This window comes from Tistrella mobilis (assembly GCF_041468085.1).
GTDB lineage: Bacteria > Pseudomonadota > Alphaproteobacteria > Tistrellales > Tistrellaceae > Tistrella > Tistrella mobilis_A.
On the sequence record NZ_CP121017.1, the window covers coordinates 4,193,890 to 4,219,254 of the forward strand.

Genomic DNA, 25,365 nt, shown 5'->3' on the forward strand with positions numbered 1-25,365 from the left:
CGATCAGTTGCGCGGGCGCACGGGGTCCGCGGGCAGCGGCAGCAGGATCTGCATCAGGGCGCGATAGGGCACCAGCATGGCCAGCGCCATGGCCATCTTCACCCCCCAGTCGCCCACCGCCCAACTGACCCAGGGCAGGCCGGTGCCGACGAAGGCGATGGTGAAGAACAGCACCGTATCGAAGGCCGAGGCGAGCGATGATGAGATCAGCGGCGCCTGCCACCAGGGCCGTCGCCGCAACCGGTCGAACACCGTCACATCCATCAGCTGCGAAACCAGGAAGGCCGCCCCCGAGGCGAGCGCGATCCGCGGATCGGCCAGCCAAAGGGACATGGCCACCGCAATCGCGAAACCGGCATAAACCACCCGGCGGGCGGATGCGGTGCCGTAGCGACGATTGGTCAGATCGGTGACCAGAAAGGCCGCCGGATAGGTAAAGGCCCCCCAGGTCAGCCAGTCGTTGATCGGATACTGAACCAGTATGTTGGAGGCGACGACGGCAACGGTCATCGCCAGAATCGGCAGCCAGAGGCGGTGCAGCGCATGAACCATGGAAGGCGGTCTCTTTCCCAATGGGACGGCAGGCGGATCTTCGCGGCCGTCCGGACGGCGATACAGGCCGTCGGGTGGCGGGGCGGCACGTGACTGCGCCTCCCCGGATAGTCTGTTCGAACGCAGAAGGACCCGCAACCGTGTCCGGTGCGGGTCCTTCTGGATCTGGAGCGGCGGAACCCTCAAGGGGCTCCGGCATCACTCGGCGGCGGCAAACTCCGCAGCGCGAGCGGCACGCTTCTCGACGATCAGCTTCTTCAGCCGGCGGGCGTCGGGCGACAGCTCAACCTCGCGGGCACCGGCGAGGAAGGCATCGAGGCCACCGCGACGCTCGATCGAACGCAGGGTCGACACGGCGACCTTCAGGCGGACCAGACGGCCCAGCACGTCGGAATAGATGCCGGTGTCCTGGACGTTCGGGTTGAAGCGACGACGGGTCTTGTTGTGGGCATGGCTGACATTGTTGCCTGCCATGTAACGCTTACCGGTAAGCTCGCAACGACGGGCCATGTTTGGAAACCTTCAGCGGGCGGACGCTTGTTGAAACCTTCGGACGATGCGCCGCGCCGGCGTCGTCGATGGCGGCACCCGGGTCGGGCACCTTTCGGAGACCGTGTCTTTAGGCGAGCCGGCCCCGATCGTCAAGGAAAAATCAGCGATTTAGGCCGGGGGCCGGGAATCCGGCGGTGAAATCGCAAGCTCCCCGCGCAGACATACAAACCCCCGACGGTGCCGGATGCTGATCCGGCCCGCCGGGGGCAGAGCCAAGTGCGGACGACGCTCAAACGTCAGCGGATGGCGCCGGCCACCCAGGCGTTCTGCGGCTCGCCGTGGGCATCCTCGTCCTCAAGGTCGAGGTCGGCTTCCGCGGGGCCCGCCTGAGTATCGGCATAGCCCGCATAGGCGTCGGTCAGCAGACGGCGCCAGAACGCACGATAGCGCTCGCGTCCGGCCTGATCCAACGTCACCAGGGCATCGGTGCGCAGATGGACCACGGTACGGCCCTTGCCCGCCTTTTCGAAGACGAGACGGGTTCGGGCGCTTTCGACACCCTTCTGGCCGCAGGCGCCGATCAGTTCGATCGCCGCCGGCGCCCGGGCATCGCCGATCACGGCCCAGATCATCTGGGGCCGGCCGGGGCCGCGGTCGAGATAGAGCCAGCCGCCGGTTGCAGCTTCCAGGCGAACCCGCCCCTCGCCCTCACGCGGCCACCAGTTTTCCGCCTGTTCGACGAAAAGCAGATAGGCGCGCCGACGGGGCAGGTCGATCTCGACAGCCGCCTCGATCGCCATGGCTTCGACCGCACCGGGCAGATTGCCCTGTTCGGCTTCGGCCCCCACCGCGAACTGGGCAAGCCAGCCGGCGACGGTCGGCGTGAGGCGTTCGAGCGCCAGCCGGTTCCAGCGTTCGCGGCCGCGCCGTTCCACCGTGACCAGCCCTGCCTCGACCAGAAGGTCGAGATGCTTCATGACCGCGAAACGGGTCACGTCGAAGCAGGCGGCCAGATCGCCGGTGCGGCGGGGCTGCGCGTGAAGAAGTTCGATGATGCGCCTGCGGCTTGGGTCCGAGAGCGCTTTCCAGATGAGATCGTCGTCCATGAGCTCGATCGTGGGTCCGAGACCCGGCGGGAACAAGTGTCAATAAGGAGGCAGAGCTGCGGAGGTATCCGGGATCCGGACCATCGCGCATGACAGGCGCAGGCTGGGTGGAAATCCGTCGGGTATGGTTCCGGTGACCGGATCCTGCCCTCAGGCGCCACCGTCCTGCGCGCGCCGTGTTCGGTCGAGGCTGGTCTGGGCCAATACGATGCCGGCCAGAACCAGAACTCCACCGCCGAGCGTCGCGGGTGGCAGGCTCTCCTGGAAGAGAAGCCATCCCCACAGACTGGCGAACACCGCCTCCCCCATGAGAGAGATCGACACCGCCGTCGCCGGCAGGGCCTTCAGCGACCAGTTATAGGTGCTGTGACCAATTAGTTGGGGGATAAGCGCCATTCCCACAAGGGCCAGATATGTGGCTGTCCCGTGTCCCAGAAGAGGCAGGCCGGCTGCGAGCGTGACCGAAAGGAGAATCACGGCCGCGACACCATAGGCCAGCATCACGTAAGGCACGAGGTCGAGCCTGGCCCTGAGGGCACGTCCGCACAGCAGATAGGCCGCCATCGCCGCCCCGCCGACAAGCGCCAGGGCATTGCCCAGAAGCCCGTCGCCCGAAAGATCGGCCGAGGGCGTCGAGACGATGAGGGTGCCAATGACGGCGAGGCCCACCGCCATCCAGCCCCGCCGATCGAGCCGGTCGATGCCGAGCACGAGACCACCGAGTGCGGTCCAGATCGGCACCGTGTTGACCAGCAACACCGAATTGGCGATGGAGGTATAGGAGAGCGAGCTGATCCATGTCGCAAAATGCAGCGCCAGAAAGGCGCCCGACACCACTGCGATCAACAGGTGGCGCCGGCCGAGCCTGCGGATCGCACTGCGATGACGCATGCCCATCAGCGGCAGGATCAGCAGGCTGGCGATGGCAAGGCGGCCGGTGGCGATCACCAGGGCCGGCGCATCTGCCAGGCGCGCAAAGATCGCACCGGTCGACACCGCAAGCACGCCCATCCAGAGAGCGGCAGCGGCCATGCCGGGACGGGCCGGCACCATTCCGGTACCGGGCATCGCGGTCAAGAGGCCGACCGTTCGTCCGGGGCGTCCGCCTGGGGAGCCTCTGCCTGGGGGGCATCGGCTGCCGCGGATTCGGAGACCGGTGTTCCGGCAACCGGAGCGGCCGCAGCCTCCAGCGCCGCAATCCGCGTCTCAAGGGCCGCAATCCGCCCGGCCTGGCCTTCGGCGAGGGCCCGCAACGCATCCGCCTCTTCACGGGTCACGGCACCCATTTCGGCCAACATCCGTTCGACACGTGAGCGGACCAACTGGTCCATCTCCTGGCGCAGACCGGCAAAGCCGCTCATGGCGCCGCTGGCGACGCGGGCCATGTCGTCGAAGAAGGGGTTATTGCTCTGCATCGGCGATCTCCCGGGCGGCCGGTGGCCGGAGGCGGGCCGGAATCCCGGGCTTATGCCCGGTCGGCCCGGCAGGCGGACACGGACCTGGAGGACGTGTACATTGGCTTGCAGGATACGGGGCCCGCCCTTGCCGGCACCACCCGACAGAACGCGTGATGCACGGGGTTCGGCCCCTGCGGATCCATAACATGGTCACCGCTTCGTTAACAGTATCACATTCACATGTCCGGCCTGCAGATATCGTCGGGTCTCGAAGATGTCACCACCCGGGTGGCACACTCTCCGGCGGCACTGCTTGAGCGGCAGGAGCGCCCCCCTTAGACTGCCGCCACCACCCGATCCCGATATCTCCACGAGGCCCGCTGCCGATGACCGGCCTGACTTTCCCCGACATCGACCCGGTTGCGATTGCCATCGGTCCGATCGCCATCCGCTGGTACGCTCTGGCCTATATCGCAGGCCTGCTGATCGGCTGGCGCTATGTTGTCGGCCTCACCCGGCGCCACACTCTCGGCCTTGACGAGCGGTCGATCGACGACCTGCTGGTCTGGGTCGCGTTCGGCGTCATCCTGGGCGGCCGGCTTGGCTATGTCCTGTTCTATCGCCCGGACTACTACGCCCAGCACCTGCTGGAGATCCCGATGGTCTGGAAGGGTGGCATGTCCTTCCACGGCGGGCTTCTGGGGGTGGCGGTCTCGCTTGCCCTCTTCGCCCGGACCAAGGGCGTCAACCCGCTGAGCGTCGGCGACCTGGTGGCGGCGGCGGCGCCGATCGGTCTGTTCTTCGGCCGGATCGCCAACTTCATCAACGGCGAACTCTGGGGGCGGCCCACGGACCTTCCCTGGGGCATGATCTTCCCGATGGCCGGGCCGGAACCGCGCCACCCGAGCCAGATCTACGAGGCCCTGCTTGAAGGTCTGCTGCTGTTCGTGGTGCTGTGGTTCATCGCCCGGCGCCGGGAAACCTGGGCCCGGCCGGGACTGCTGGCCGGCTATTTCCTGATGGGTTATGCCATCACCCGATCCATCGCCGAACTGTTCCGCATGCCCGATGCCTTCCTGGGCTTCCTTGCGGCCGGGTTGACCATGGGCCAGCTGCTCTCTCTGCCCATGTTCCTGATCGGCGTCTATCTGGTGCTCCGCGCCCGTGGCCGGACCGGCGCCGCCACCGGGCAGGGCCGCGAATGACCGAAGCCACACCACTCCCCCCCGCCGACACCCCGCTCGGCCGGATCATCGCCGGACGAATTGCCATCGACGGGCCGATCACCCTCGGTACCTATATGGGTCTCGTGCTCGGTCATCCGCAGCACGGCTATTATACGACCCGCGAACCGTTCGGTGCCGATGGCGATTTCGTCACGGCGCCGGAGATCAGCCAGATGTTCGGCGAGCTGATCGGGCTGTGGCTGGCGGTCGCCTGGGATGAGGCCGGCCAGCCGCCGGCGGTCACGCTGGCGGAACTGGGCCCCGGGCGCGGTACGCTGATGGCCGATGCGCTGCGGGCAATGAAGATGATGCCGGGCCTTCTGGACCGGGTGTCGCTGCATTTCGTGGAGCAGAGCCCGCGCCTGCGGGAGGCTCAGGCCCTGGCCGTCACCGATGCCGGGCTCGCGCGGCCGCCGGTCTGGCACGACACGGTCGACGGCCTGCCCGACGACCGGCCACTGCTGCTGGTCGCCAACGAGTTCTTCGATGCCCTGCCGGTCCGCCAACTGGTCCGGCGCCCCGACGGCTTCTGGTCGGAACGGATGATCGACCTCGATCCCGACCGGCCGGGCCGGTTCCGTTACGGCCTGTCCCCCGACCCCAGCCCGGCTGCCGCCCTGCTTACCCCGCGCATCGCCCGTGCATCGCTTGCCGAGATCCCTGCCGGGGCAATTGCCGAGGTCCAGCCGGCATCGATCTCGATCGCCGGCACCATCGGCACCCGACTGGCCGCCCTGGGCGGTGCGGCGCTGATCGTCGATTACGGCCACGGCATCAGCGCCCCCGGCGACACCTTCCAGGCCGTGAAGGCCCATGCCCATGCCGACCCGCTGGAAGAACCGGGCCGTGCCGACCTGACGGTTCACGTCGATTTCGAGCGTCTGGCCGCCGCCGCGACCGCAGGCGGTGCCGTGGCCCATGGCCCCGTCGATCAAGGCAGCTTTCTGGGCCGCCTCGGCATCGGTGCCCGTGCCGAACGCCTGGCTCGCGGCGCCCGCAACGGCCGGGAGCGCGCCCAGATCGCCACTGCCCTGAAGCGCCTGACGGCCCCCGAAGAGATGGGCCGCCTGTTCAAGGTGCTGGCCCTGACCCCCCCCGGCCGGTCGGCGCCCCCCGGCTTCGCCCCGGTGCCCGGCTTCGACGCCGGTCTTTAAGCCCCGCCGCACTCTGCCCCGCGAGGAGGCCGACCGATGACACTGCCCCCCATGAACGACCGGCCGCCGCATGACCGCCACGGGCTGCTCGACCTGCCCGGTATCGCCCATGGCTTTTTCGGCCGGCAGGGCGGTGTCTCCACCGGCCTCTACGCCAGCCTGAATTGCGGCCCGGGCAGTGACGACGACAGGGCGGCCGTCGCCGAGAACCGTCGCCGCGTGGCCTCCGCCCTGTCGCCGCAGCCCCGTCACCTGCTCACCAACCATCAGGTCCATGGCCGCCGTGTTATCACGGTCGACGAGGACGGGCTGGCGCTTTATCCCGAAGCCGGCCGCGGTGCTGAAGGCCGCCCCCATGCCGACGGCATGGTCACCCGGTTACCGGGCATCGTCCTTGGCGCCCTCGCCGCCGATTGCGCGCCGGTGCTGTTCGCCGATGCCGAGGCCCGGGTGGTCGGCGCCACCCATGCCGGCTGGAAAGGCGCGGTCGGCGGTGCCACCGATGCGACCGTCGAGGCGATGGAGGCGCTGGGGGCGAGCCGGAGCCGTATCCGTGCCGTGATCGGCCCCTGCATCGCCGGACCGAGCTATGAGGTGGGGCCCGAGCTTCGCGACGCCGCCATGGCCGCCGATCCGGCCGCGGCCGGTTTCTTCAGCCCGGGACGCAACGACCGGCTGCATTTCGACCTGCCGGGCTATCTGCTCGCCCGGCTGAGGCGAAACCGGATCACGGCCGAAGCCGTCGGCACCGACACTTATGGTGCCCACGAGACACTCTTCTCCTATCGCCGCACCACTCATCGGCGGGAACCGGATTACGGCCGCCAGGTCTCGGCGATCGTGCTGCTCGATTGAGCATAGGCGGAGACAGGTGAGCGAGGGCCGGCATGCCGACCGCTTGCCGGCCCTGCCCCGCCACACCAGATTCCAACGAACCCCGCGCGGCCCTTTCATGCGGCCGCAGGGATGTCTGCATGCATCCGGAGGCAAAGCCGATGGCCAGCGCCGCCCCCCGCGAGACCGGGGCCTCACACCAGACACGTGATCGGACCAAAGCCGTGCTGAAACGGCGGATCGATCAGGCACTCGGCCGCGAGGCCGCCGATCTGGTGGTCCGCGGCGGCCGGGTGCTGAACCTTGCGACCGGTGTGCTGGAGGCGGCCGACGTCGCCGTCACCGGCGATATGATCGTGGGCGTCGGCCCCGGCTATCGCGGCCGGCGCGAGGTCGATGCCCGCAACCGGGTGATCGTGCCGGGTTTCATCGACACCCATGTCCATGTCGAGAGCACGCTGGTGACGCCGGCCGAATTCGACCGGCTGGCGCTGGCCCGCGGCACCACCACCGCCATCTCGGACCCGCATGAGATCTGCAATGTGCTGGGCACCGAAGGGCTGCGCTACTTCCTGGACGCCAGCCTGCATACGGCACTGGACCTCAGGGTGCAGCTCTCCTCCTGCGTGCCGGCAACCGGGCTTGAAACCTCGGGCGCCCGGCTGAGCGCCGACGATCTGGTCGCCTTCCGCGATCACCCCTCGGTCATCGGCCTGGCCGAATTCATGAACGTACCGGGCGTTCTGCATCTCGACGACGAGGTGCTGGACAAACTGGCCGCCTTCGACGGTGCCCATATCGATGGCCACGCGCCACTGCTCTCGGGGCGCGATCTCGATGCCTATCTCGCCTGCGGTATCCGCAACTGCCACGAATGCACCAACCGGGCCGAGGCGCTGGAGAAGATCGGCAAGGGCATGCAGGTTCTGATCCGCGACGGCAGCGTCTCGAAGGACGTGGCGGCGTTGGCGCCGCTGCTCGACTGGCGCAACTCCCCCTTCTTCGCCTTCTGCACCGACGACCGCAACCCGCTCGACATCGCCGAAGAGGGCCATCTCGACCATCTGATCCGGGCCGCCATCAAGGCCGGCGCACCGGCAGGCGCCGTCTACCGCGCCGCCACCTGGTCGGCGGCACAGGGCTTCAGACTCCGGGACCGGGGGCTGGTCGCGCCGGGGCGGCGGGCGGACATCGTGGTGCTGGATGATCTGGATCACTGCGCCGTTGCAACCGTCATCCGCAACGGCCGGGTGGTGGAGGATGGACTCTTCGATCATCACGCCATGCCGGCACCGGTCGGCTTCGGCTCGGTCAAGCTGCCGCCGGTGACCCCCGACATCTTCCGGGTGCCGGCCCAGGGGCCGGGGGCGCCGGTGATCGGCGTCCGCCCCGGCAGCCTGATCACCGATCACCTGACCATGGCGCTGCCCTATGCCGACGGCGAGCGGCGGGCGGATCCGTCCCGCGACCTGCTGAAGGTTGCGGTGCTTGCCCGCCACGGCACCAATCGCAATGTCGGCCGCGGCTTCGTCACCGGCTTCGGCTTCCCGGACGGCGCCATCGCCTCTTCCGTCGGCCATGACAGCCACAATATCTGTGTGGTGGGGGCAGGCGATGCCGACATGGCCGTGGCGGTGAACCGGCTGATCAGCATGGGCGGCGGGTTCGTCGTGGTACGCGACGGCCGGGTTCTGGCCGATCTCGCCCTGCCCGTCGCCGGGCTGATGAGCGATGCCGGTGCCGATCACGTCCGCGACCGGCTGGTGGCGCTGCGCGCGGCGGCCCGGGCCATCGGCTGCCGGCTGGCAGAGCCCTTCCTCCAGCTCGCCTTCCTTCCGCTGCCGGTGATCCCGCATCTCAAGATCACCGATATGGGGCTGGTCGACGTCGACCGCTTCCGCCTGCTCGCCGCCTGAACCGCCCCGCCCCCACAAGAAAGCCGCACGCGTGCCCCATCTGATCATCTTCACCTTGGTGCTGCTTCTGGGCATGATGGCCAGTTGCATAATGATGTGAGGCGGACCCCGTTCCGGGACAGGGACCTCCGGTCAGGAGTGTCCGGACCGGGGGTAAACCGCCCGGTCCCAGGGAGCGAGCGTTCATGCCTGCTGCGTCGCGTGTGGCCAAGATCGTGATGGTGCTTGGCCTCTCGGCCTTCGCCTTCCTCGTCACCTTCAACAATCTGACCGACTACGGATCGAACTTCGCCTTCGTGTCTCACGTTCTGGCGATGGACGACACCTTCCCCGGCAATGCGCTGATGTGGCGGGCGATCACCGATCCGATCTTCTGGCATATCGGCTATTGGGCGATCATCGCCGGCGAGGGCATCACCGCGGCCCTGTTCGCCGTGGCCGGCATCGCCATGCTGCGCCGGGTCAACGGCACGGCCGGAGAATTCGGCCGCGCCAAGCGGATGGTCCATTTCGGCGCAGCCATGGGCTTTCTGGTCTGGTTCGTGGGCTTCATGGTGATCGGCGGCGAGTGGTTCGCCATGTGGCAGTCGTCCACCTGGAACGGCCAGGCACCGGCTTTCCGGTTCTACATCACGATCCTGGCGGTGGTGATCTATGTCGGCCAGCCCGATCCGGACTGACCGTACCCGGCGGCGGTACCGTGTCATTCCGGCCATGCATGCACCGGGCGGGCACACGCCCCCCGCCGCCTGCATGTTTACAGCTTCGAGACGCCTTGCTATTTTGCGCCCGCGCAAAGGCAGGCCCGGAGGACGTCGAACAACGTCTTGCGGCCGCTCGTCTTTTCTCGCACAGTTCGCACGGACGGCCGGCACGACCAAGGGTTGAGCCGACCATCGGCATGCAAACCCCCGGGACTGTTCCCGCGGGCGGGACGTGCGTCCTCACCTTCCTCATCCGGACAGTCGGACAGATCATCGCGGGGCAGTGTCGATGAAGGTTATCGCTTGCAACAGCAACCGGCCGCTGGCCGAAGCCATCGCGACGTTCCTGAACCTTCCCCTGACCAAGGCGAACATCCGCCGGTTCTCCGACATGGAAGTGTTCGTCGAGATCCTGGAGAACGTCCGTGGCGAGGACGTGTTCGTCATCCAGTCGACCAGCCATCCGGCGAACGACAATCTGATGGAGCTGCTGGTGACGCTGGATGCGCTGAAGCGCGCATCCGCCCGCCGCATCACCGCCGTCATTCCCTATTTCGGCTATGCCCGCCAGGATCGTAAGCCCGGCCCGCGCACGCCGATTTCGGCCAAGCTGGTCGCGAATCTGATCACCACCGCCGGCGCCGACCGCGTTCTGACGCTGGACCTGCATGCCGGTCAGATCCAGGGTTTCTTCGACATCCCGGTCGACAATCTCTATGCAGCGCCGGTGATCGTGCGCGACATCCAGGAGAAGTCGGCCGGCCGCAATCTGATGGTGATCTCGCCCGACGTGGGCGGCGTGGTGCGTGCCCGCGCGGTCGCCAAGCGCATCGATGCCGATCTGGCCATCGTCGACAAGCGGCGTGAGCGCGCCGGCGTATCCGAGGTGATGAACATCATCGGTGATGTCGAGGACCGGGACTGCATCCTGATCGACGACATCGTCGACAGCGCCGGCACGCTGTGCAACGCCGCCGCCGCCCTGATGGCCAACGGCGCCCGGTCGGTGAAGGCCTATGTCAGCCACGGCGTGCTCTCGGGCGGCGCCGTCGCCCGCGTAACCTCCTCGGCGCTGGAAGAGCTGATCGTGACCGACTCGATCGCCGCCACCGAGGCGATGCGCGTGTCCCGCAACATTCGCAGCCTGAGCATCGCGCCGCTGATCGGCGAGGCGATGCGCCGGATTGCCGACGAAAGTTCCGTGTCCAGCCTGTTCGACTGACGTCCCGGACACCTGACGGTATCAAGGGCGGGCACCCCTGGAGGCCCGCCCTGCCGTATTTCCGGACCAAGACGTCAACGAACCGGCATAACCCCCCGGCGGGCCAGACAGACAGGCACCGCCGGCCAGCAGGAGACCATCCTCATGACCACTCAGCCCGTGCTGAATGCGACGGCGCGTGACCGCGGCGGTAAGGGGGCCGCGCGTCAGGCCCGCCGTGACGGCCTCGTCCCCGGCGTGATCTACGGCGGCAAGCAGCCCGCCCAGATGGTGTCGTTCAACGCCCGCGAGTTCGGCCTGTTCTTCAACCGTACCCCGGATCTCGCCTCGACCGTGATCGAGGTGAAGCTGGACGGTGAGAGCATCCGCGTCCTTGCCCGCGACGTGCAGCTCCATCCCGTCACCGACGTGCCGCTGCATGTCGACCTGCTGCGCCTCACCGGTGACCACGAGATCCGCGTCGACGTGGCCGTGCACTTCGCCAACGAGGCGACCTGCCCCGGCATCAAGAAGGGCGGCGTGCTGAACGTCGTTCGTCACGAGGTCGAGCTGATCTGCGCCCCCGACGCGATCCCGCAGTCGATCACCGTCGACCTGGCGAATGCCCAGATCGGTGACAGCATCCACATCAGCGCCGTCGAGCTGCCGAAGGGCACCCGCCCGGCGATCACCGACCGCGACTTCACCATCGCGACGATCGCGGCACCGGCCGGCCTGTCCGAGGGTGAGGCCGAAGGCGGCGAAGAGGCCTGACGATCATGTGGCTGCTGGTCGGTCTGGGCAATCCCGGCCCCGAATACGCCGGCAATCGCCACAATATCGGCTTCATGGCGGTGGACGAAATCGTCCGCCGCCATGGCTTCTCGCCCTGGCGCCGCAAGTTCCAGGGCGAGATGTCCGAGGGTCGCATCGGCCCCGAGCGTGCCATCGCGCTCAAGCCCCTCACCTACATGAACGAGAGCGGCCGGTCGGTCGCCGAGGCTGCCCGCTTCCATAAGATCGAGCCGGGCCGGATCGTCGTGTTCCACGACGAGCTTGACCTCGCCCCCTCGAAGATGCGGGTGAAGACCGGCGGCGGCCATGCCGGCCATAACGGCCTGCGCGACATCACCCGCCATATGGGGGCCGATTTCGTGCGTGTGCGGCTGGGTATCGGCCATCCGGGCGACAAGGCCAGGGTCCATGGCTGGGTGCTGGGCGATTTCGCCAAGGCCGAGCAGGATTGGCTCCGCGATCTGACCGACGCAGTGGCAGTGCATCTGCCCCTGCTGCTGGCCGGCCGCGAGAGCGACTATATGAGCAAGGTTGCGGGTGCCGTCCGGCCGCCGAAACCGCTGAAGCCGGCAAAGCCGGCGAAGCCGGATGCCGCGGGTGCCCCGCCCGCGGGTGCGACCGGCGGCGAGGAGTGATCCCATGGGCTTCAAATGCGGCATCGTCGGCATGCCGAATATCGGCAAGTCGACCCTGTTCAACGCGCTGACCAGCACCGCAGCTGCGGAAGCGGCGAACTATCCCTTCTGCACCATCGAGCCGAATTCCGGCCGGGTGATGGTGCCGGATCCGCGCCTCGACAAGCTTGCCGCCATCGCCGGCTCAAAGCAGATCATCCCGACCCAGCTCGACTTCGTCGACATCGCGGGCCTGGTGCGCGGCGCCAGCAAGGGTGAAGGCCTCGGCAACCAGTTCCTCGCCCATATCCGCGAGGTCGACGCCATCGCCCATGTGCTGCGCTGCTTCGTCGATGACGACATCACCCATGTCGAAGGCGGCGTCGATCCGCTGCGCGACGCCGAAACCATCGAGACCGAGCTGATGCTGGCCGATCTCGAAAGCCTGCAGAAGCGCATGGCCGGCATCGAGAAGCGCGCCAAGGGCGGCGACAAGGACGCCAAGGCCCAGGCGGAGCTGATCGGACGGGTTCTGGCGGCGCTGGAAGAGGGCCGTCCGGCCCGCACGGTGAAGATCGAGGCGGAAGAGCGCCGCGCCTTCCAGCTGCTCCAGCTGCTGACCGCCAAGCCGGTGCTCTATGTCTGCAATGTCGACGAAGGCGCTGCGGCCGAGGGCAACGAGCTGTCGGCGAAGGTCTTCGCAAAGGCCGAGGCCGAAGGCGCCGCCGCGGTCGTGGTCTCCGCCAAGATCGAGAGCGAGGTCGCCATGCTCTCCGACGAGGCCGAGAAGCGCGACTTCCTGGAAGCGCTGGGCCTCGAAGAGACCGGTCTCGCCCGCGTCATCCGCGCCGGCTATGGCCTGCTCGACCTGCTGACCTTCTTCACCGTCGGCCCCAAGGAGGCCCGCGCCTGGACGGTCCGCAGGGGTGCCACCGCGCCCCAGGCCGCCGGTGCGATCCACACCGATTTCGAGCGCGGCTTCATCCGCGCCGAGACCATCGCCTTCGACGACTACATCGCCTGCGGCGGCGAAGCCGAAGCCCGGGCCGCCGGCAAGCTGCGCATGGAAGGTAAAGAATACGTGGTCCGCGACGGCGACGTCTTCCATTTCCTGTTCAACGTCTGACGGCATCGCGCCGATCGGCGGCGGCATCCGGAATACGAAACGCCCGGCATGGGATCATGCCGGGCGTTCCGCATTTCAGTTCCGGTCACCAGTCCTTCTCAAGTTTCAGACTCCAGGGGAGCCGGTTCCAGGGGCTGTCGGGATCGGCTTCAAGATGGGCCACGGCCTTCTCGAATCCGGGCTGGTCGCCGTCCGTGCCACCCGACCACACTGCACGGCCCTCCAGACAGGCCGCAGCCATGTCGGACCAGGAGCCATAGGCGCTCTGAATCTCGCGCGCGATCGGCAGCATGCGCATCCAGGCATCATCCTCGTCGATCCAGCCGGCCATATGGCCCCAGCGGATCAGCATGAGCGCGCGGCCGAAATCCCACGCCATGTGCGGGTCATGGATGACGGCGCCGGGACCAGCCGCTTCGAGAAGACGCAACCGGCCCAGTTCCTCGGCCGGGAAATCCGGATCGGCCAGCTGGTGCAGAAAAATCCGGAGCTGAACATACAGTTCGAGCACCCCCGGAACCTCGATCACCTCACGCGTGAAGGCCGCGCGCCAGGCGTCGAAGGCGCGCAGCCCCTCCTCACCGAACGCCTCCCCGACCATCTCGCGCGCCCGCGCCCAATGCGGCTCCAGTTCGCCCGCGTCGACATCGGGATCCCAGAGCGGACCAAGCATGGCGGTCTCGGCCAGTTCGACGACAGCGGGGTCGGTCTCCGGAGCGCGGCGCAGCACGCCCCCCATCACCTGCAGGCCTTGAGCGCCGTAGCGCAGGGCAATCAGATCGGCAAGGGCGCGCTGCCGGGCGGCAGGATCCTCCGCCAATCCGCTGTCGGTGAGGGCATGAAGCGCCCGGCCATAGCGCATCCGCTCGCTCGCCGACAGCCCGGCGGCACGGGCGGTGAAGCCGAAATCCTGACGATGTCCGCGGGTCATCAGCGCCGTGACCTGCAGATCGAGATCTTTGTCGTCGAGAATGCCCCAGCCCTCGCGCAACCGCGCCACGGCCTTGCGCCGGCCGATCATGCCGAGCGGTCCCGGCATCTCCCCGACCCGGTCGACCGGGTGGCCGCTGGCCCGGGCCAGGATTGCGCCGGCGCCGATGATCCAGCCCTGGACAGGGGTCAACCGTCCCGGCGCCTGCGGAAGATCGGTCAGGGCGCCGGGGGCTGGGGCGTCGGCCGGGCCGGCAGGTCGCGTGAAGGGAAGCCGCCGTTCCAGTAGTTCCACCAATCGCGCCCGCACGACCTGTGCCACCTCGATCTGCGCCGCCGGGAAATGCGCCAGCCGCTGACTGAGGTCCGGATGGTCGAGGCTGAGGGCCACCCCCTCCTCATCCGGCCTCAGCTCCAGTTGCGCAGGCAGGATCCGGTCGAAAGGCAGCTTCGTCCCCCCATGGATCACGGTTCGCCGACGCAGATCGAAATGCGTACCGGACCGCGGGGCAAAACGAAGCGCAAGACCAAGCAGGACCAATGCTGCCGCAAAGAAGCTCCAGTCCGGCATGACGAGACCGGCGAGCGCCAGATCCTTCATCAGAAACAGCGAGACGATGCCGGCCGCCAGCGACACCGCCGCCAGAACGACGACGACAGCCAGAACACCGTCACCACTGCCGCTGCCGAAGGTCAGCCTCACCGCCCGGCGGTCGTAATCCAGCCGGCCGCCATCCATCGCCCGTGCGAACCCCAGCAGTTCGGCCGCGACCTCGGCGATGTTCCGTTCACTACGCCCGCCCGATTGCGCGGACTGCGCCCTTGCCTGACGACTCATCAGCTTCCCGTGCTCCGACGAAGAGGTCCCGCCTCCTGGGGTCCGGTCTCCACGGGTGCCGTCCGATCCATAGTCGTGAACCGCCGGCCAGGCAGATCGCCTGTGGCAAGCGGTGGTCTCCTTGCGAAGATCTGTCCCGGTATCATGACGCCGGGCATGCAGCTGGTCGTGCGACCAGACAGTGTCAATCCTGGTCCTGGCATGCCCCCTCTTCCGTTGCCGGACGTCCTGTCGTATCTGAGAGGGGGCGCCAGCGCTTCCGGGCGCCCTGCCGCAACATCGTCACGAGGTTCCGCATATGGGTGAGTTCATCCGTCTCGATGCCGCGACCGGCACGTCGATCTCGGCCTGGCACGCCACTCCGCGCCAGCCTGCCCGGGCAGGCCTGGTGGTCCTGCAGGAGATCTTCGGGGTGAACGCCCACATCCGGGGCGTGGCCGATCGCTTTGCCCTGCCGGGCTATGACGTGGTGGCGCCGGCCCTGTTCGACCGGGTCGCTCCCGGTACCGAACTGGGCTATGGCCCGGACGACCTGAAACGCGGCATCGAGCTGAAAGGCCAGGTGCCGGACGACGAGGCACTGGCCTACGTCACCGCGGCGGTCGATCTTCTGCGCAGCCGCCACGGCGCTGCCTTCCCGGTGGGTGTGGTCGGCTTCTGCTGGGGCGGCAGTCTTGCCTATCTGGCAGCCGCGAAACTGTCGGTTGATGCCGCCGTCAGCTATTACGGGGGCCAGGTACCGAAATATCTCGACGAGGGCATCAAGCCGGTGGCGCCCCTGCTGGTCCATCTGGGCGGGCGCGACAGCCATATCCCCGCAGGTCCCACCGCAGACAAACTGCGTGTGACGGCGCCGGGTGCCGAGATCTATGTCCATCCCCAGGCAGGGCACGGATTCAATTGCGAGGCCCGGCCCGACTATCGGCCGGAAGAAGCCCGCTATGCCATGGAAGTGACCCTGCGCTTCCTGGATCGCCGCCTGTCGGGTCCGCGCCGGCCGCCACTCTGAAGATCCCGCACATGAACCGACAAAGGGCGGCCTCCGACGGGGCCGCCCTTTGTCATAGGTCGATGCAGGCGCCGCCGGTCAGGCGGAGGTGAACTCGATCAGCACGCCGCAGGCCTCCTCGGGTCCGACGATCAGATCGCCGTTCTGCTCGCGATCGAAGGCCACGCCATTTTCCTGGAGCACAGCTGCGGTGCGGTCGCGGTCGGCGACACCGATCTGCAGCGCCACCAGGCCGTGATCATGAGCGCGCGGCTCGTCATCGAGATCGGGATGCAGATTGGGCAGGTCGTAAGGTGTGGCGAACATCAGCACCCCACGCCCGGTATGGACCGCGATCACGGTATCGGTGGGGGTGACCGCACCACTCCCAAACAGACGGGAGTAGGCATCGGCGGCGGCATTCACGTCATCCACCACGATGGTGGCGGACAGGATGCTGCGCGCCGTATTGGGGTGGGCCAGCCAGTCCGGGCGACGCATCTTCTCGGGCGTCAGATGCTGACAGAGGAAGGCGGGAATGCCGGGCGTGGCACCATCGGCCAGATGGACATTGCGAAAGGCGAGTTCCACCGGGCCGCCATCGGGGCCGTTCTCGATCACCCGGCCCAGATTGCGCAGCGCATTCTCGGGCGCAACCAGCCCTGCCGCCCCAAGCAGTGCATGCGATGCCTCGGCATCCGGGGTGGAAAAGACCACGCCCAGCCCGCCCTCACCCTTTTCGAGGAAGCGGTCCAGGCCGTTGGTGAAGGCGGTGGAATCGATCAGCCCGAGCAGTTCCAGGTAGTCGTCATCGAACATGACGCAATAATTGGCGGTGCCCCAGCCAACATGGCGTCCGCGGTCGGTGACGGCAAAGCCGAGGCGCCGATACCGTTCCCGTGCCGCTTCCAGGTCGGCGACACCGATGATGGCATGGTCGATGCCGTTGATCGCGTGGGTCATCTCTCCGGCGCTCCGCTTTTGTGGGGCTTTGCCGATTAGTGACCCGAACCGGGCTGCGGAGCAAGACCCATGCGTGGGCTGGTCCGTGATGCGGCCCTGTTTCTCCCGGGTGAGGCTCATAAAAAAGGGCGGCAGACGCCGCCCTTTTATCCCGCAACCCATGGTTCCCGAGCGCGAGCCGTCAACCGGCGAGTTCCCGGCCGCGGTCGCGTGCGGCAGTGACCGCGCGCGCCATCAGCGGCGGCAGCCCCGTCTGCCGGTCCATCAGCACCGACAGGGCAGCTGCGGTGGTGCCCGCGGGGCTGGTCACGGCTTCCCGCAATGCGGTCTCGGTCTCAGGCGACGCGTCGGCCAGCGCTGCGGCGCCGATCACGGTCGCACGCGCCAGCCGCCGCGCCGTTTCATAGGGCAGGCCCACCTCTTCACCGGCGCGGGTCATTGCTTCGATCATATGGAAAACATAGGCCGGTCCGCTGCCCGAGACGGCGGTGACCGCATCGATCAGCCCCTCGTCCTCGATCCAGACCACCTCGCCAACGGCCGAGAGCAGACCTTCGGCCAGGGCCCGATCGCGGCCATCCGTCTCTGCTACGGCATAGCAGCCGGTGATGCCGCGACCAATTGCCGCAGGGGTATTGGGCATCGCCCGGATCACCTTGCGCGGGTGGCCCAGCAGATCACGCAGGGTCTGCACCGTCTTGCCCGCGGCAACCGAGACCACAAGGGTTTCAGGCCCGACCAGAGGGGCCGCCGGCGGCAGGGCCACCTCGAAACTCTGCGGCTTCACCGCCACCACCAATACGTCGAAACCGCCATCGGGCATGGACACCGCATCGGCATCCGCCGCAACGCGCACGCCACGGTCCTGCAGACGGGTCCGGCCTTCGACCGAGGGGTCGATCACGGTAATGCTGTGCGGATCGCGGCCACGGGCGATCCAGCCTTCGATCATCGCGCCACCCATCCGGCCGGCGCCGATCACGAGCAGCTGACCGGCCGTCCCGGCTTCAGATGTGCTGGACATGAGGGAATCAGGCCTCGCCGACGGTTTCGAACATGGCAGCCGTGATGGCCTCGTCGGCCGTCTTGCCACCCCAGATGACGAACTGGAAGGCGGGATAGGCGCGCTCGCATTCGGAGACCGCGATGTCCACCACCTCTTCCACATGCTCAGGGGTCAGCGGACCACCGCGGACCAGCAGGGTATGGCGGAACAGCGGTACCGATTCCTCGGTCCAGAGGTCGAAATGGCCCAGCCACAGGCGCTCGTTCAGCTGCGCCAGCAGCGGATAGATGTTCGTACGGCGGCCGGCCGGCACCTTCATATCCAGCGCACAGGACAGATGCAGGGCGGCAGTCTCCGGGCGCCACGCGAACCAGAGGCGGAAGTCGCAGAACTTGCCGGTGATTTCGACAGCCATCTCGTCTTCGGTCTGGCGGTCGAACGGCCATTCGTTGGCGATGACGATCTGTTCGACGAGATCGAGAGGATTGGCCACGACGTCTTCGGCTTCCGCGATGATGAAAGACATGCTCGATCGCCTCCTTGGGCGGGCGGCTGCAGGCCGCGGATCCCGGCGGCGGTCTCGGGGACACCGCCGCTGGCGCGAAGGTGGGGGCGAGAACACGACGACCTGCCGGACCTCCGCGAGAGCACGGATTTTCGTCACTCCCGCGGTGCGGCGGCCTGCCGTCGGGTTCGAGGCGGCTACCACATCTTGTGGCGCAGACGGCGTAAACCGACTACGTCGGCAGCGTGCACGAAGCCCAGGTCAGCCGCAAGGCCCGTTGTTTAGCCATAATGGCGGTGCGGATGCAACGTCTTTCCGCAGCGCACCCGCCACGGCCGGAAAATCCCACAGGCTCAAGGCCCTGGCCGATGACGGGGCATCTGCTCCGGCGGCCGGAAAATCTGCCGGAAAATCGACGGGGCCCCGGTTCTCAGCCCCGCCGGTGTGGTCAGTACAGGGTGCGTGGAAGGCGAGTGACCGCCTCGGCATCATAGCCGTTGGCATCGAAATCCTGGCGGGCGGCCTTCAGCATCTGCCCGGCGGTGGGCAGGGTGTCGGTGACAGGCCATGTTTCAGGGGTCCACAACCCGGACCGGATCAGCGCCCGGGCGCACTGGAAATAGACCGTGTCGATGGCAACCAGAATCACGGTGCGGGGCAGGTGGTCGTCGACGGCAAAGCTGTCACACAGCGCCGGATCGGTCGAAATGCGGGCCCGGCCGTTGATCCGAAGCGCCTCGCCCTTGCCCGGGATCAGGAACATGAGGGCGACGCGGGGGTCGCGGACGATGTTGCGCAGGCTGTCGACCCGGTTATTGCCCCGGCGGTCGGGGATGGCGAGGGTACGCTCGTCCAGCACCCGCACGAAGCCGGCCGGATCGCCGCGCGGTGAGCAGTCGAGCCCCTCGGCTGCGACGGTGGCGAGGGCGAAGAACGGGGCAGCCTCGACGAAGGCGCGATAGGGCGCCGTCAGAACCGGTACTTCCTTGATCAGCGACGCCTCGACCGGGGTGCCGTAGAGTGCGTCGAGTTCGGCTTCGGTGGTCACGACATGCCCGGTCATCACATCCTCGGTTTCTGTCAGGGACGGCCGTCAACCGAAACACCGGATGACGCCGTCATTGAGCCCGTGGCCGAGCTTATACCATCATGCAGTGATCAGTCGCCCCGCGACATGCCCCCTGCCGGAGCCAGCCGATGACCAGCACCACCGATCGCTTCGCCCCACCCTCCTCCTCGGGCGAAGCAGCCCCCAGCAGGCCACGGCTCGACGGCCGGCGGATCGCCATGCTGGGCCTGGGGCTGATGGGCCGGCCGATGGCGATCAACCTGGCCCGCGCCGGGGCGGATCTGGCCGTCTGGAACCGAAGCCCCGCCACCACCACGGAGGTCGCGGCTGCAACGGGGGCCCGCGCGGCTTCAAGCCCTGCCGAAGCGGCTGCCGGTGCCGGGATCGTCGTTCTTTGTGTCACGGATACCGCCGCGGTCGAATCCGTGCTGTTCGGCACGGACGGCGTGGCAACCGCACGGCCCGCGCCCCGGGTGGTCGTCGACATGGGCACGACGGATCCGCTGGTGACACCGGACATAGGTCGGCGCCTGACGCAAGCCTGTGGGGCGAGCCTCGTCGATGCACCGGTATCCGGCGGCACCCGCGGGGCCGAAGCGGCAACGCTCTCGATCATGGCCGGTGCAGACGATGCAGCCTTCGAGGCGGCGCTGCCGGTGCTTCAGGTGCTGGGCAGCCGCATCACCCGGATCGGCAGCCCCGGCGCCGGCCAGGTCGCCAAGGCTGCAAACCAGGTGGTGGTGGGCGTGGTGATCCAGGCGGTGGCCGAAGCCCTGGCGCTGGCCGAGGCGGCCGGCGTCGATCCGGCCCGGGTGCGCGAGGCGATGATCGGCGGCTTCGCCGACGGCACCATCCTGCGCCAGCATGGCGAGCGCATGGTGATCGGAAATCTGACACCGGGCGGCAAGTGCAGGATCCATCTGAAGGACATGGTGCAGGCAACCCGGCTGGGAGATGCCAACGGCCTGGCCATGCCGGCCTCGGCGCTGGTGCGCGATGCCTTCGCCCGGCTGGTCGACCAGGGCCGGGGTGAGCTTGATCACAGCGCCCTGCACCTGCTGCTCACCGACACGTTCCGCGCCTCTGGCGATGATGTCGCAGCACGATAGGCCACCAGAAATCCTCAAGACAATATCAGAAACGAAACATCCACGAGAAGAAACAAGATCAAATCTTTCCAAAGAGTTGACCGGAAAAAAATGTATCGCTAGGCTTCCCGACTTGATGAAGGGGGAAACAATCGGACGAAGCCTGCCGACTGGTAGCCTTCACATGTCGGGATTTGTCGTCGCCGCCGGTCCCGAAACCGTTCCGCCCTCTCGATTTTCAGGAGCGCTTCCCGAAACATGACCCAGTTCCGCCCCGGTCCGCTGAACGCGATCACCGACGTCCCCGGCATCAAGGTCGGACAGGCGCATGACGACCGACTGTGGAGCGGCGTCACCGTGATCGTGCCGGACGAGCCGATGCTGGCGGCGGTGGATGTGCGCGGCGGCGGCCCCGGCACCCGCGAGACCGATGCCCTCAATTCGGCGTCGATGGTGCAGAAGGTGCATGCGGTGGTCCTGTCGGGGGGCTCGGCTTACGGGCTCGATGCGGCCTCGGCGGTGATGTCGCGCCTGGCAGCTCAGGGGCGGGGTGTGCAGATCGGCGATGCGATCATCCCGATCGTGCCATCTGCCATCCTGTTCGATCTGGTCAATGGCGGCGACAAGAACTGGGGCGATGAGCCGCCCTATCGGAGGCTGGCCGGCCAGGCAATGGACGCCCTCGGCACCACCGTCGCCGAAGGCAATGCCGGCGCCGGCTACGGCGCCAAGGCCGGCGCCTACAAGGGCGGCCTTGGCACCGCATCGATCGTAACCGGCGAAGGCTATACCGTGGGCGCGCTGGTGGCCTGCAATTCCTTCGGTACACCCGTCATCCCGGGCACGCCGTGCTTCTGGGCCTGGCCTCACGAGATCGACGACGAATTCGGAGGGCAGCCGCTGCACTGTCTGGCGAAGCCCTCCACTCACGACTTCACCTTCACCCCCGGCCGCCCAGGCGTGCCGGGAGAGGTGCTGGACACCACGACCGCCGGGGAGAGGGCGGACGTGGCGACGAAGAGGCCGGCAGAGCTGGACGGCGGCGACCCCGCCGCCGCAGCGGCCGGCGGCAACACCACGATCGGCATCGTCGCCATCGATGCGGATCTGACCCGCGGGGAGGCGGAGCGCATCGCGATCATGGCCCAGGACGGCTATGCCCGCGCGGTGCGCCCGATGCACACGCCGTTCGACGGTGATACCATCTTCGTCCTCGCCACCGGCAAGCGACCGCTTGCAAATCCGGTGGTGGACGTCGCGCGGCTCGGCATGCACGCGGCCGACTGCGTCGCCCGTGCCCTGACCCGCGGCGTCTATGCGGCCGAGACGCTGGGACGTTATCCCGGCTATCGGTCCGTTCACGGGCATCGGCTCAATCGGGCCGCGCAGGGAGGCTGATAGAACATGGGCACCATTAAGCCGTGGCTCGCCGCGGCGCTTCTTGGCACGGCGGTCGCCTTCGGGCCGGCCGCGGCCTTCGCCGCGAAGGACACCTTCTCGATCGGTGCGGTGCTGGAACCGCCGCATCTCGATCCGACCGCGGGTGCCGCGGCGGCGATCGACGAGGTCGTCTTCATCAACGTCTTCGAGGGTCTGGTCCGCCTCGACGAGCGCGGCCATATCCAGCCGCTGCTGGCCGAAAGCTGGACCATCTCGGATGACGGCCTGACCTATACCTTCAAGCTGCGCCAGGGCGTGAAATTCCACGACGGTACGACTTTCGATTCGGCCGACGTGAAGTTCAGCTTCGAGCGGGCGATGGCGCCGAACAGCGTCAACGCGCAGAAGGGCCTGTTCGCGCCGATCGCGTCGATCGAGGCGCCGGATGCCTCGACGGTGGTTCTCAAGCTGTCGAAGCCGGCCGGCCAGATGCTGTTCAACCTGACCTGGGGCGATGCCGCGATCGTGGCACCCGAGAGCGCAGGCGAGGCCGAGAAGACCCGGCCGGTCGGCACCGGCCCGTTCAAGTTCAAGCAGTGGGTCAAGGGTGACCGGGTCGAACTGACCCGCAATGACGACTACTGGGGCGACAAGGTCGCGCTGAAGGAAGCCACCATCAAGTTCATCGCCGATCCGGCGGCGGCATTGCAGGCGATCCTGGCGGGCGATCTGGATGCCTTCTCGAACTTCCCGGCCCCCGAAAACCTGCCCCAGCTGGAGGCCGATCCGCGCTTCAAGGTCGCGATCGGCATGACCGAGGGCGAGACCATCCTGGCGATGAACAACGGCGTGAAGCCGTTCAACGACATCCGGGTGCGTCGCGCGGTTTCGCATGCCATCGACCGCCAGGCGGTGATCGACGGCCAGTTTGGCTACGGTACCCCGATCGGCAGCCACTTCTCGCCGAGCGCGCCCGGTTATGTCGATCTGACCGACCGTTACCCCTACGATCCGGCGAAGGCCAAGGCGCTGCTGACCGAGGCCGGCTATCCGGACGGCTTCAAGACCGCGCTGATGCTGCCGCCCCCGGGTTATGCCCGTCGTGGCGGTGAGATCATCGCGGCCATGCTGGCCGAGGTCGGCATCCAGGCCGAAATCGTGCCGCTGGAATGGGCGCAGTGGCTGGATCAGGTGTTCAAGAACAAGGCTTACGGGATGACGATCGTCTCCCACACCGAGCCCATGGACATCGGGATCTATGCCCGCGACAACTACTACTTCAACTACAAGAACCCTGCGTTCAACGAGCTGATGGCAAAGCTCGACACGACCACCGACCAGAATGAGCGCCTCAAGCTCTATGGCGACGCGCAGCGGATGCTGGCAGAGGATGCGGTCAACGCCTTCCTGTTCGAACTGCCGCAGTACGGCGTGTGGAACGCCAAGGTCGAAGGCCTGTGGACCGATCGTCCCTTCCAGGTCAACGACCTGACCAAGGTGCACTGGACCGAGTGACCGGTCTTCGCCCTGCGGCCGGACTGATCCGGCCGCAGGGCAACCAGCACCGCCTGCCCGACGCCACCATCACTTCCAGACCGACACTTCCACCCGAGGACGCGCCGGCTCCATGGCCCTGTTCCTGTTCCGACGGCTGATCACACTGATGCTGACCCTTCTGGTCGCGGCAACGGTCGTGTTCGTCGTGCTCGAAATCCTGCCGGGCGACCCGGCCGCAGTCATGCTCGGCCTGAATGCCGAGCCCGACACGGTGGCGGCGCTGCGCGCACAGCTCGGGCTGGACCAGCCGCTCACCGACCGCTTCTTCGGCTGGCTGGGCGGCATGATCGTGGGCGATTTCGGCCGCTCTTACACCTACAGCGTGCCGGTGACCGAACTGCTGGCCGATCGCGTGGCGATCACCGTGCCGCTCGCCCTGTTCGCGATCACGCTGTCCACCCTGATCGCCATCCCGCTCGGCGTGTTTGCTGCCCGCAATCACAACAAGCTGGGCGATGTGGGCGTGATGGGCTTTTCGCAGATCGGCGTGGCCGTGCCGAACTTCTGGTTCGCCCTGCTGCTGATCATCCTGTTCGCGGTGAACCTGGGCTGGACACCCGCCGGCGGGTTTCCCGGCTGGGATGCCGGCATCGGCCCGGCGCTTTCCGCGCTGCTGCTGCCGGCCATCGCCCTCGCCCTGCCTCAGGCCGCCATCCTTGCCCGCATCACCCGCTCATCCGTGCTGGAGGTGCTGCGCGAGGACTATGTCCGCACCGCCCGTGCCAAGGGGCTGGACCGGCGTTCGGCGCTCTGGCGCCATGCCGTGCCCAACGCGCTCATCCCCGTGGTCACCATTCTCGGCCTGCAGATCTCGTCACTGCTCGCCGGCACGATCATCATCGAAAACGTCTTCGCCCTGCCCGGCGTCGGCCGGCTGATTTTCCAGGCGATTGCCCAGCGCGACCTGATCACGGTCAAGAGCCTCGTGGTGGTGATCGCTGCCGTGGTGGTGTTCGTGAACTTCCTGGTCGACCTGTCCTATGCCGCCCTCGATCCGCGTCTCCGGCGCGGCGGCGACATGCTCTGAGCCGGCGGAGGACCCCATGACCCAGACCACTGCCATCACCATCCGTCGCCCTTCGGCCGCAGCCGAGATCTTCCGTCGGGCTCTCGCCAGCCGGAACTTCGTCGTGGGCGGCGTGATCACCCTGCTCTTCCTCGGCATCGCGGCGACCTCGCTGTTCTGGACGCCGCTCGATCCGACCAAGATGAATGTCCGCGCCCGCCTGCAGGCGCCATCCGCGACCAACCTGTTCGGCACCGACCAGTTCGGCCGCGACATCCTGTCGATGATCATGACCGGTGCGCAGAACTCGATCCTGGTCGGCGTGGTCGCGGTCGGCATCGGCCTGACCATCGGCACCGCCCTCGGCTGCCTCGCCGCCGCCCGGCGCGGCTGGATCGAGGAACTGGTGATGCGCTTCAGCGACTTCGCCTTCGCCTTCCCGGCCCTGCTCTCGGCGGTGATGATCACCGCCCTGCTCGGCCCCGGCGCGGTGAACTCGATCCTCGCGATCGGCATCTTCAACGTGCCGGTTTTCGCCCGCATCACCCGTGGTGCCGCCCTCGCCGTCTGGTCGCGCGAATACGTCATGGCCGCGCGCCTCGCAGGAAAGGGCCCGGTGCGCATCACGCTGCACCATGTGCTGCCCAACATCCTGTCGATCATCATCGTGCAGGCGACCATCCAGTTCGCGCTCGCGATCCTGGCCGAAGCGGGCCTCAGCTATCTGGGCCTCGGCACCCAGCCCCCCACCCCCAGCTGGGGCCGCATGCTGAACGAGGCGCAGACCTTCATCTACATGGCGCCGCAGCTCGCGATCATCCCGGGTCTTGCCATCGTCTTCACCGTGCTCGGCCTGAACCTGCTGGGCGACGGCCTTCGCGACGTGCTCGACCCCAAGCTCCGGCGGGCCCGCTGATG

Annotated in this window: 25 protein-coding genes; 15 read left to right on the top strand and 10 right to left on the bottom strand. The window is 67.6% G+C overall.

Going from position 1 to position 25,365, the window contains the following annotated elements:
* Positions 1–3 precede the first annotated feature (3 nt).
* From P7L68_RS24410 to P7L68_RS24430, 5 genes are all read right to left on the bottom strand, one after another.
* Complete coding sequence (locus tag P7L68_RS24410) at positions 4–552, bottom strand: queuosine precursor transporter (protein WP_372002416.1); 549 nt, start codon at positions 550–552, stop codon at positions 4–6.
* Positions 553–750: 198 nt separating this feature from the next.
* Positions 751–1,062: a 50S ribosomal protein L28 gene (gene rpmB, locus P7L68_RS24415; protein WP_298648605.1), complete on the bottom strand. Its 312-nt coding sequence runs from the start codon at positions 1,060–1,062 to the stop codon at positions 751–753.
* A 278-nt stretch (positions 1,063–1,340) separates the two neighbouring features.
* The gene (locus P7L68_RS24420) at positions 1,341–2,150 is read right to left on the bottom strand and encodes an ArsR/SmtB family transcription factor (protein WP_372002417.1); all 810 of its coding nucleotides are present in this window, start codon (positions 2,148–2,150) and stop codon (positions 1,341–1,343) included.
* 150 nt (positions 2,151–2,300) lie between these two features.
* Positions 2,301–3,218: a DMT family transporter gene (locus P7L68_RS24425; protein ID WP_372006953.1), complete on the bottom strand. Its 918-nt coding sequence runs from the start codon at positions 3,216–3,218 to the stop codon at positions 2,301–2,303.
* 5 nt (positions 3,219–3,223) lie between these two features.
* Entirely contained in the window at positions 3,224–3,565 is a 342-nt protein-coding gene (locus P7L68_RS24430; protein ID WP_372002418.1) for an accessory factor UbiK family protein, read from the bottom strand.
* A 368-nt stretch (positions 3,566–3,933) separates the two neighbouring features.
* Between P7L68_RS24430 and lgt the strand changes: the two genes are divergently transcribed.
* The 9 genes from lgt (at position 3,934) to ychF (ending at position 13,117) form a co-directional block, all read left to right on the top strand.
* Positions 3,934–4,752: a prolipoprotein diacylglyceryl transferase gene (gene lgt, locus P7L68_RS24435; protein ID WP_372002419.1), complete on the top strand. Its 819-nt coding sequence runs from the start codon at positions 3,934–3,936 to the stop codon at positions 4,750–4,752.
* Entirely contained in the window at positions 4,749–5,927 is a 1,179-nt protein-coding gene (locus P7L68_RS24440) for a class I SAM-dependent methyltransferase (RefSeq protein WP_372002420.1), read from the top strand. Before lgt ends, P7L68_RS24440 begins: the two co-directional genes overlap by 4 nt.
* Before the next feature lie 36 nt (positions 5,928–5,963).
* Positions 5,964–6,782: a peptidoglycan editing factor PgeF gene (gene pgeF, locus P7L68_RS24445; protein ID WP_372002421.1), complete on the top strand. Its 819-nt coding sequence runs from the start codon at positions 5,964–5,966 to the stop codon at positions 6,780–6,782.
* A 140-nt stretch (positions 6,783–6,922) separates the two neighbouring features.
* Positions 6,923–8,677, top strand: a complete 1,755-nt coding sequence (gene ade, locus P7L68_RS24450) for an adenine deaminase (RefSeq protein WP_372002422.1) — start codon at positions 6,923–6,925, stop codon at positions 8,675–8,677.
* Between the two features lie 185 nt (positions 8,678–8,862).
* Entirely contained in the window at positions 8,863–9,357 is a 495-nt protein-coding gene (locus tag P7L68_RS24455; RefSeq protein WP_296717239.1) for a DUF2165 family protein, read from the top strand.
* Between the two features lie 313 nt (positions 9,358–9,670).
* Positions 9,671–10,603, top strand: coding sequence for a ribose-phosphate pyrophosphokinase (locus P7L68_RS24460; protein ID WP_041604782.1), 933 nt, complete (start codon positions 9,671–9,673; stop codon positions 10,601–10,603).
* Positions 10,604–10,747: 144 nt separating this feature from the next.
* Positions 10,748–11,356, top strand: a complete 609-nt coding sequence (locus tag P7L68_RS24465) for a 50S ribosomal protein L25/general stress protein Ctc (RefSeq protein WP_372002423.1) — start codon at positions 10,748–10,750, stop codon at positions 11,354–11,356.
* 5 nt (positions 11,357–11,361) lie between these two features.
* On the top strand, positions 11,362–12,012 hold the full coding sequence (pth, locus tag P7L68_RS24470; RefSeq protein WP_372002424.1) for an aminoacyl-tRNA hydrolase: 651 nt from the start codon (positions 11,362–11,364) through the stop codon (positions 12,010–12,012).
* 4 nt (positions 12,013–12,016) lie between these two features.
* Positions 12,017–13,117, top strand: coding sequence for a redox-regulated ATPase YchF (ychF, locus tag P7L68_RS24475; RefSeq protein WP_062761166.1), 1,101 nt, complete (start codon positions 12,017–12,019; stop codon positions 13,115–13,117).
* Positions 13,118–13,202: 85 nt separating this feature from the next.
* Here ychF and P7L68_RS24480 read toward each other — a convergent pair whose 3' ends face one another.
* Positions 13,203–14,885, bottom strand: a complete 1,683-nt coding sequence (locus tag P7L68_RS24480; protein ID WP_372002425.1) for a DUF1266 domain-containing protein — start codon at positions 14,883–14,885, stop codon at positions 13,203–13,205.
* A 298-nt stretch (positions 14,886–15,183) separates the two neighbouring features.
* On the opposite strand from P7L68_RS24480, the gene P7L68_RS24485 reads away from it, so the two are divergent.
* Positions 15,184–15,894 (top strand): dienelactone hydrolase family protein, encoded by a 711-nt coding sequence (locus tag P7L68_RS24485; protein ID WP_372002426.1) that lies wholly within the window; start codon positions 15,184–15,186, stop codon positions 15,892–15,894.
* 78 nt (positions 15,895–15,972) lie between these two features.
* Here the strand turns inward: P7L68_RS24485 and P7L68_RS24490 are convergent, their stop codons facing one another.
* The 4 genes from P7L68_RS24490 to P7L68_RS24505 form a co-directional block, all read right to left on the bottom strand.
* A complete protein-coding gene (locus P7L68_RS24490) occupies positions 15,973–16,836 on the bottom strand; it encodes a VOC family protein (RefSeq protein ID WP_372002427.1) in 864 nt (287 codons plus the stop codon).
* A 181-nt stretch (positions 16,837–17,017) separates the two neighbouring features.
* Positions 17,018–17,860, bottom strand: a complete 843-nt coding sequence (gene proC, locus P7L68_RS24495; protein ID WP_372002428.1) for a pyrroline-5-carboxylate reductase — start codon at positions 17,858–17,860, stop codon at positions 17,018–17,020.
* Positions 17,861–17,867: 7 nt separating this feature from the next.
* Positions 17,868–18,368, bottom strand: coding sequence for a YbjN domain-containing protein (locus P7L68_RS24500; protein ID WP_372002429.1), 501 nt, complete (start codon positions 18,366–18,368; stop codon positions 17,868–17,870).
* Between the two features lie 427 nt (positions 18,369–18,795).
* Positions 18,796–19,410 carry a pyridoxamine 5'-phosphate oxidase family protein gene (locus tag P7L68_RS24505; RefSeq protein ID WP_372002430.1) on the bottom strand — a complete coding sequence of 205 codons (615 nt, stop codon included), beginning with the start codon at positions 19,408–19,410 and terminating at the stop codon, positions 18,796–18,798.
* Between the two features lie 134 nt (positions 19,411–19,544).
* On the opposite strand from P7L68_RS24505, the gene P7L68_RS24510 reads away from it, so the two are divergent.
* The 5 genes from P7L68_RS24510 (at position 19,545) to P7L68_RS24530 (ending at position 25,363) form a co-directional block, all read left to right on the top strand.
* The gene (locus P7L68_RS24510) at positions 19,545–20,525 is read left to right on the top strand and encodes an NAD(P)-dependent oxidoreductase (RefSeq protein ID WP_372002431.1); all 981 of its coding nucleotides are present in this window, start codon (positions 19,545–19,547) and stop codon (positions 20,523–20,525) included.
* A 237-nt stretch (positions 20,526–20,762) separates the two neighbouring features.
* Positions 20,763–21,902, top strand: coding sequence for a P1 family peptidase (locus P7L68_RS24515; protein ID WP_372002432.1), 1,140 nt, complete (start codon positions 20,763–20,765; stop codon positions 21,900–21,902).
* Between the two features lie 6 nt (positions 21,903–21,908).
* Positions 21,909–23,399, top strand: a complete 1,491-nt coding sequence (locus P7L68_RS24520) for an ABC transporter substrate-binding protein (RefSeq protein WP_372002433.1) — start codon at positions 21,909–21,911, stop codon at positions 23,397–23,399.
* 112 nt (positions 23,400–23,511) lie between these two features.
* Complete coding sequence (locus P7L68_RS24525; RefSeq protein WP_372002434.1) at positions 23,512–24,468, top strand: ABC transporter permease; 957 nt, start codon at positions 23,512–23,514, stop codon at positions 24,466–24,468.
* Between the two features lie 16 nt (positions 24,469–24,484).
* Positions 24,485–25,363 (top strand): ABC transporter permease, encoded by an 879-nt coding sequence (locus tag P7L68_RS24530; protein ID WP_372002435.1) that lies wholly within the window; start codon positions 24,485–24,487, stop codon positions 25,361–25,363.
* Positions 25,364–25,365: the final 2 nt, after the last annotated feature.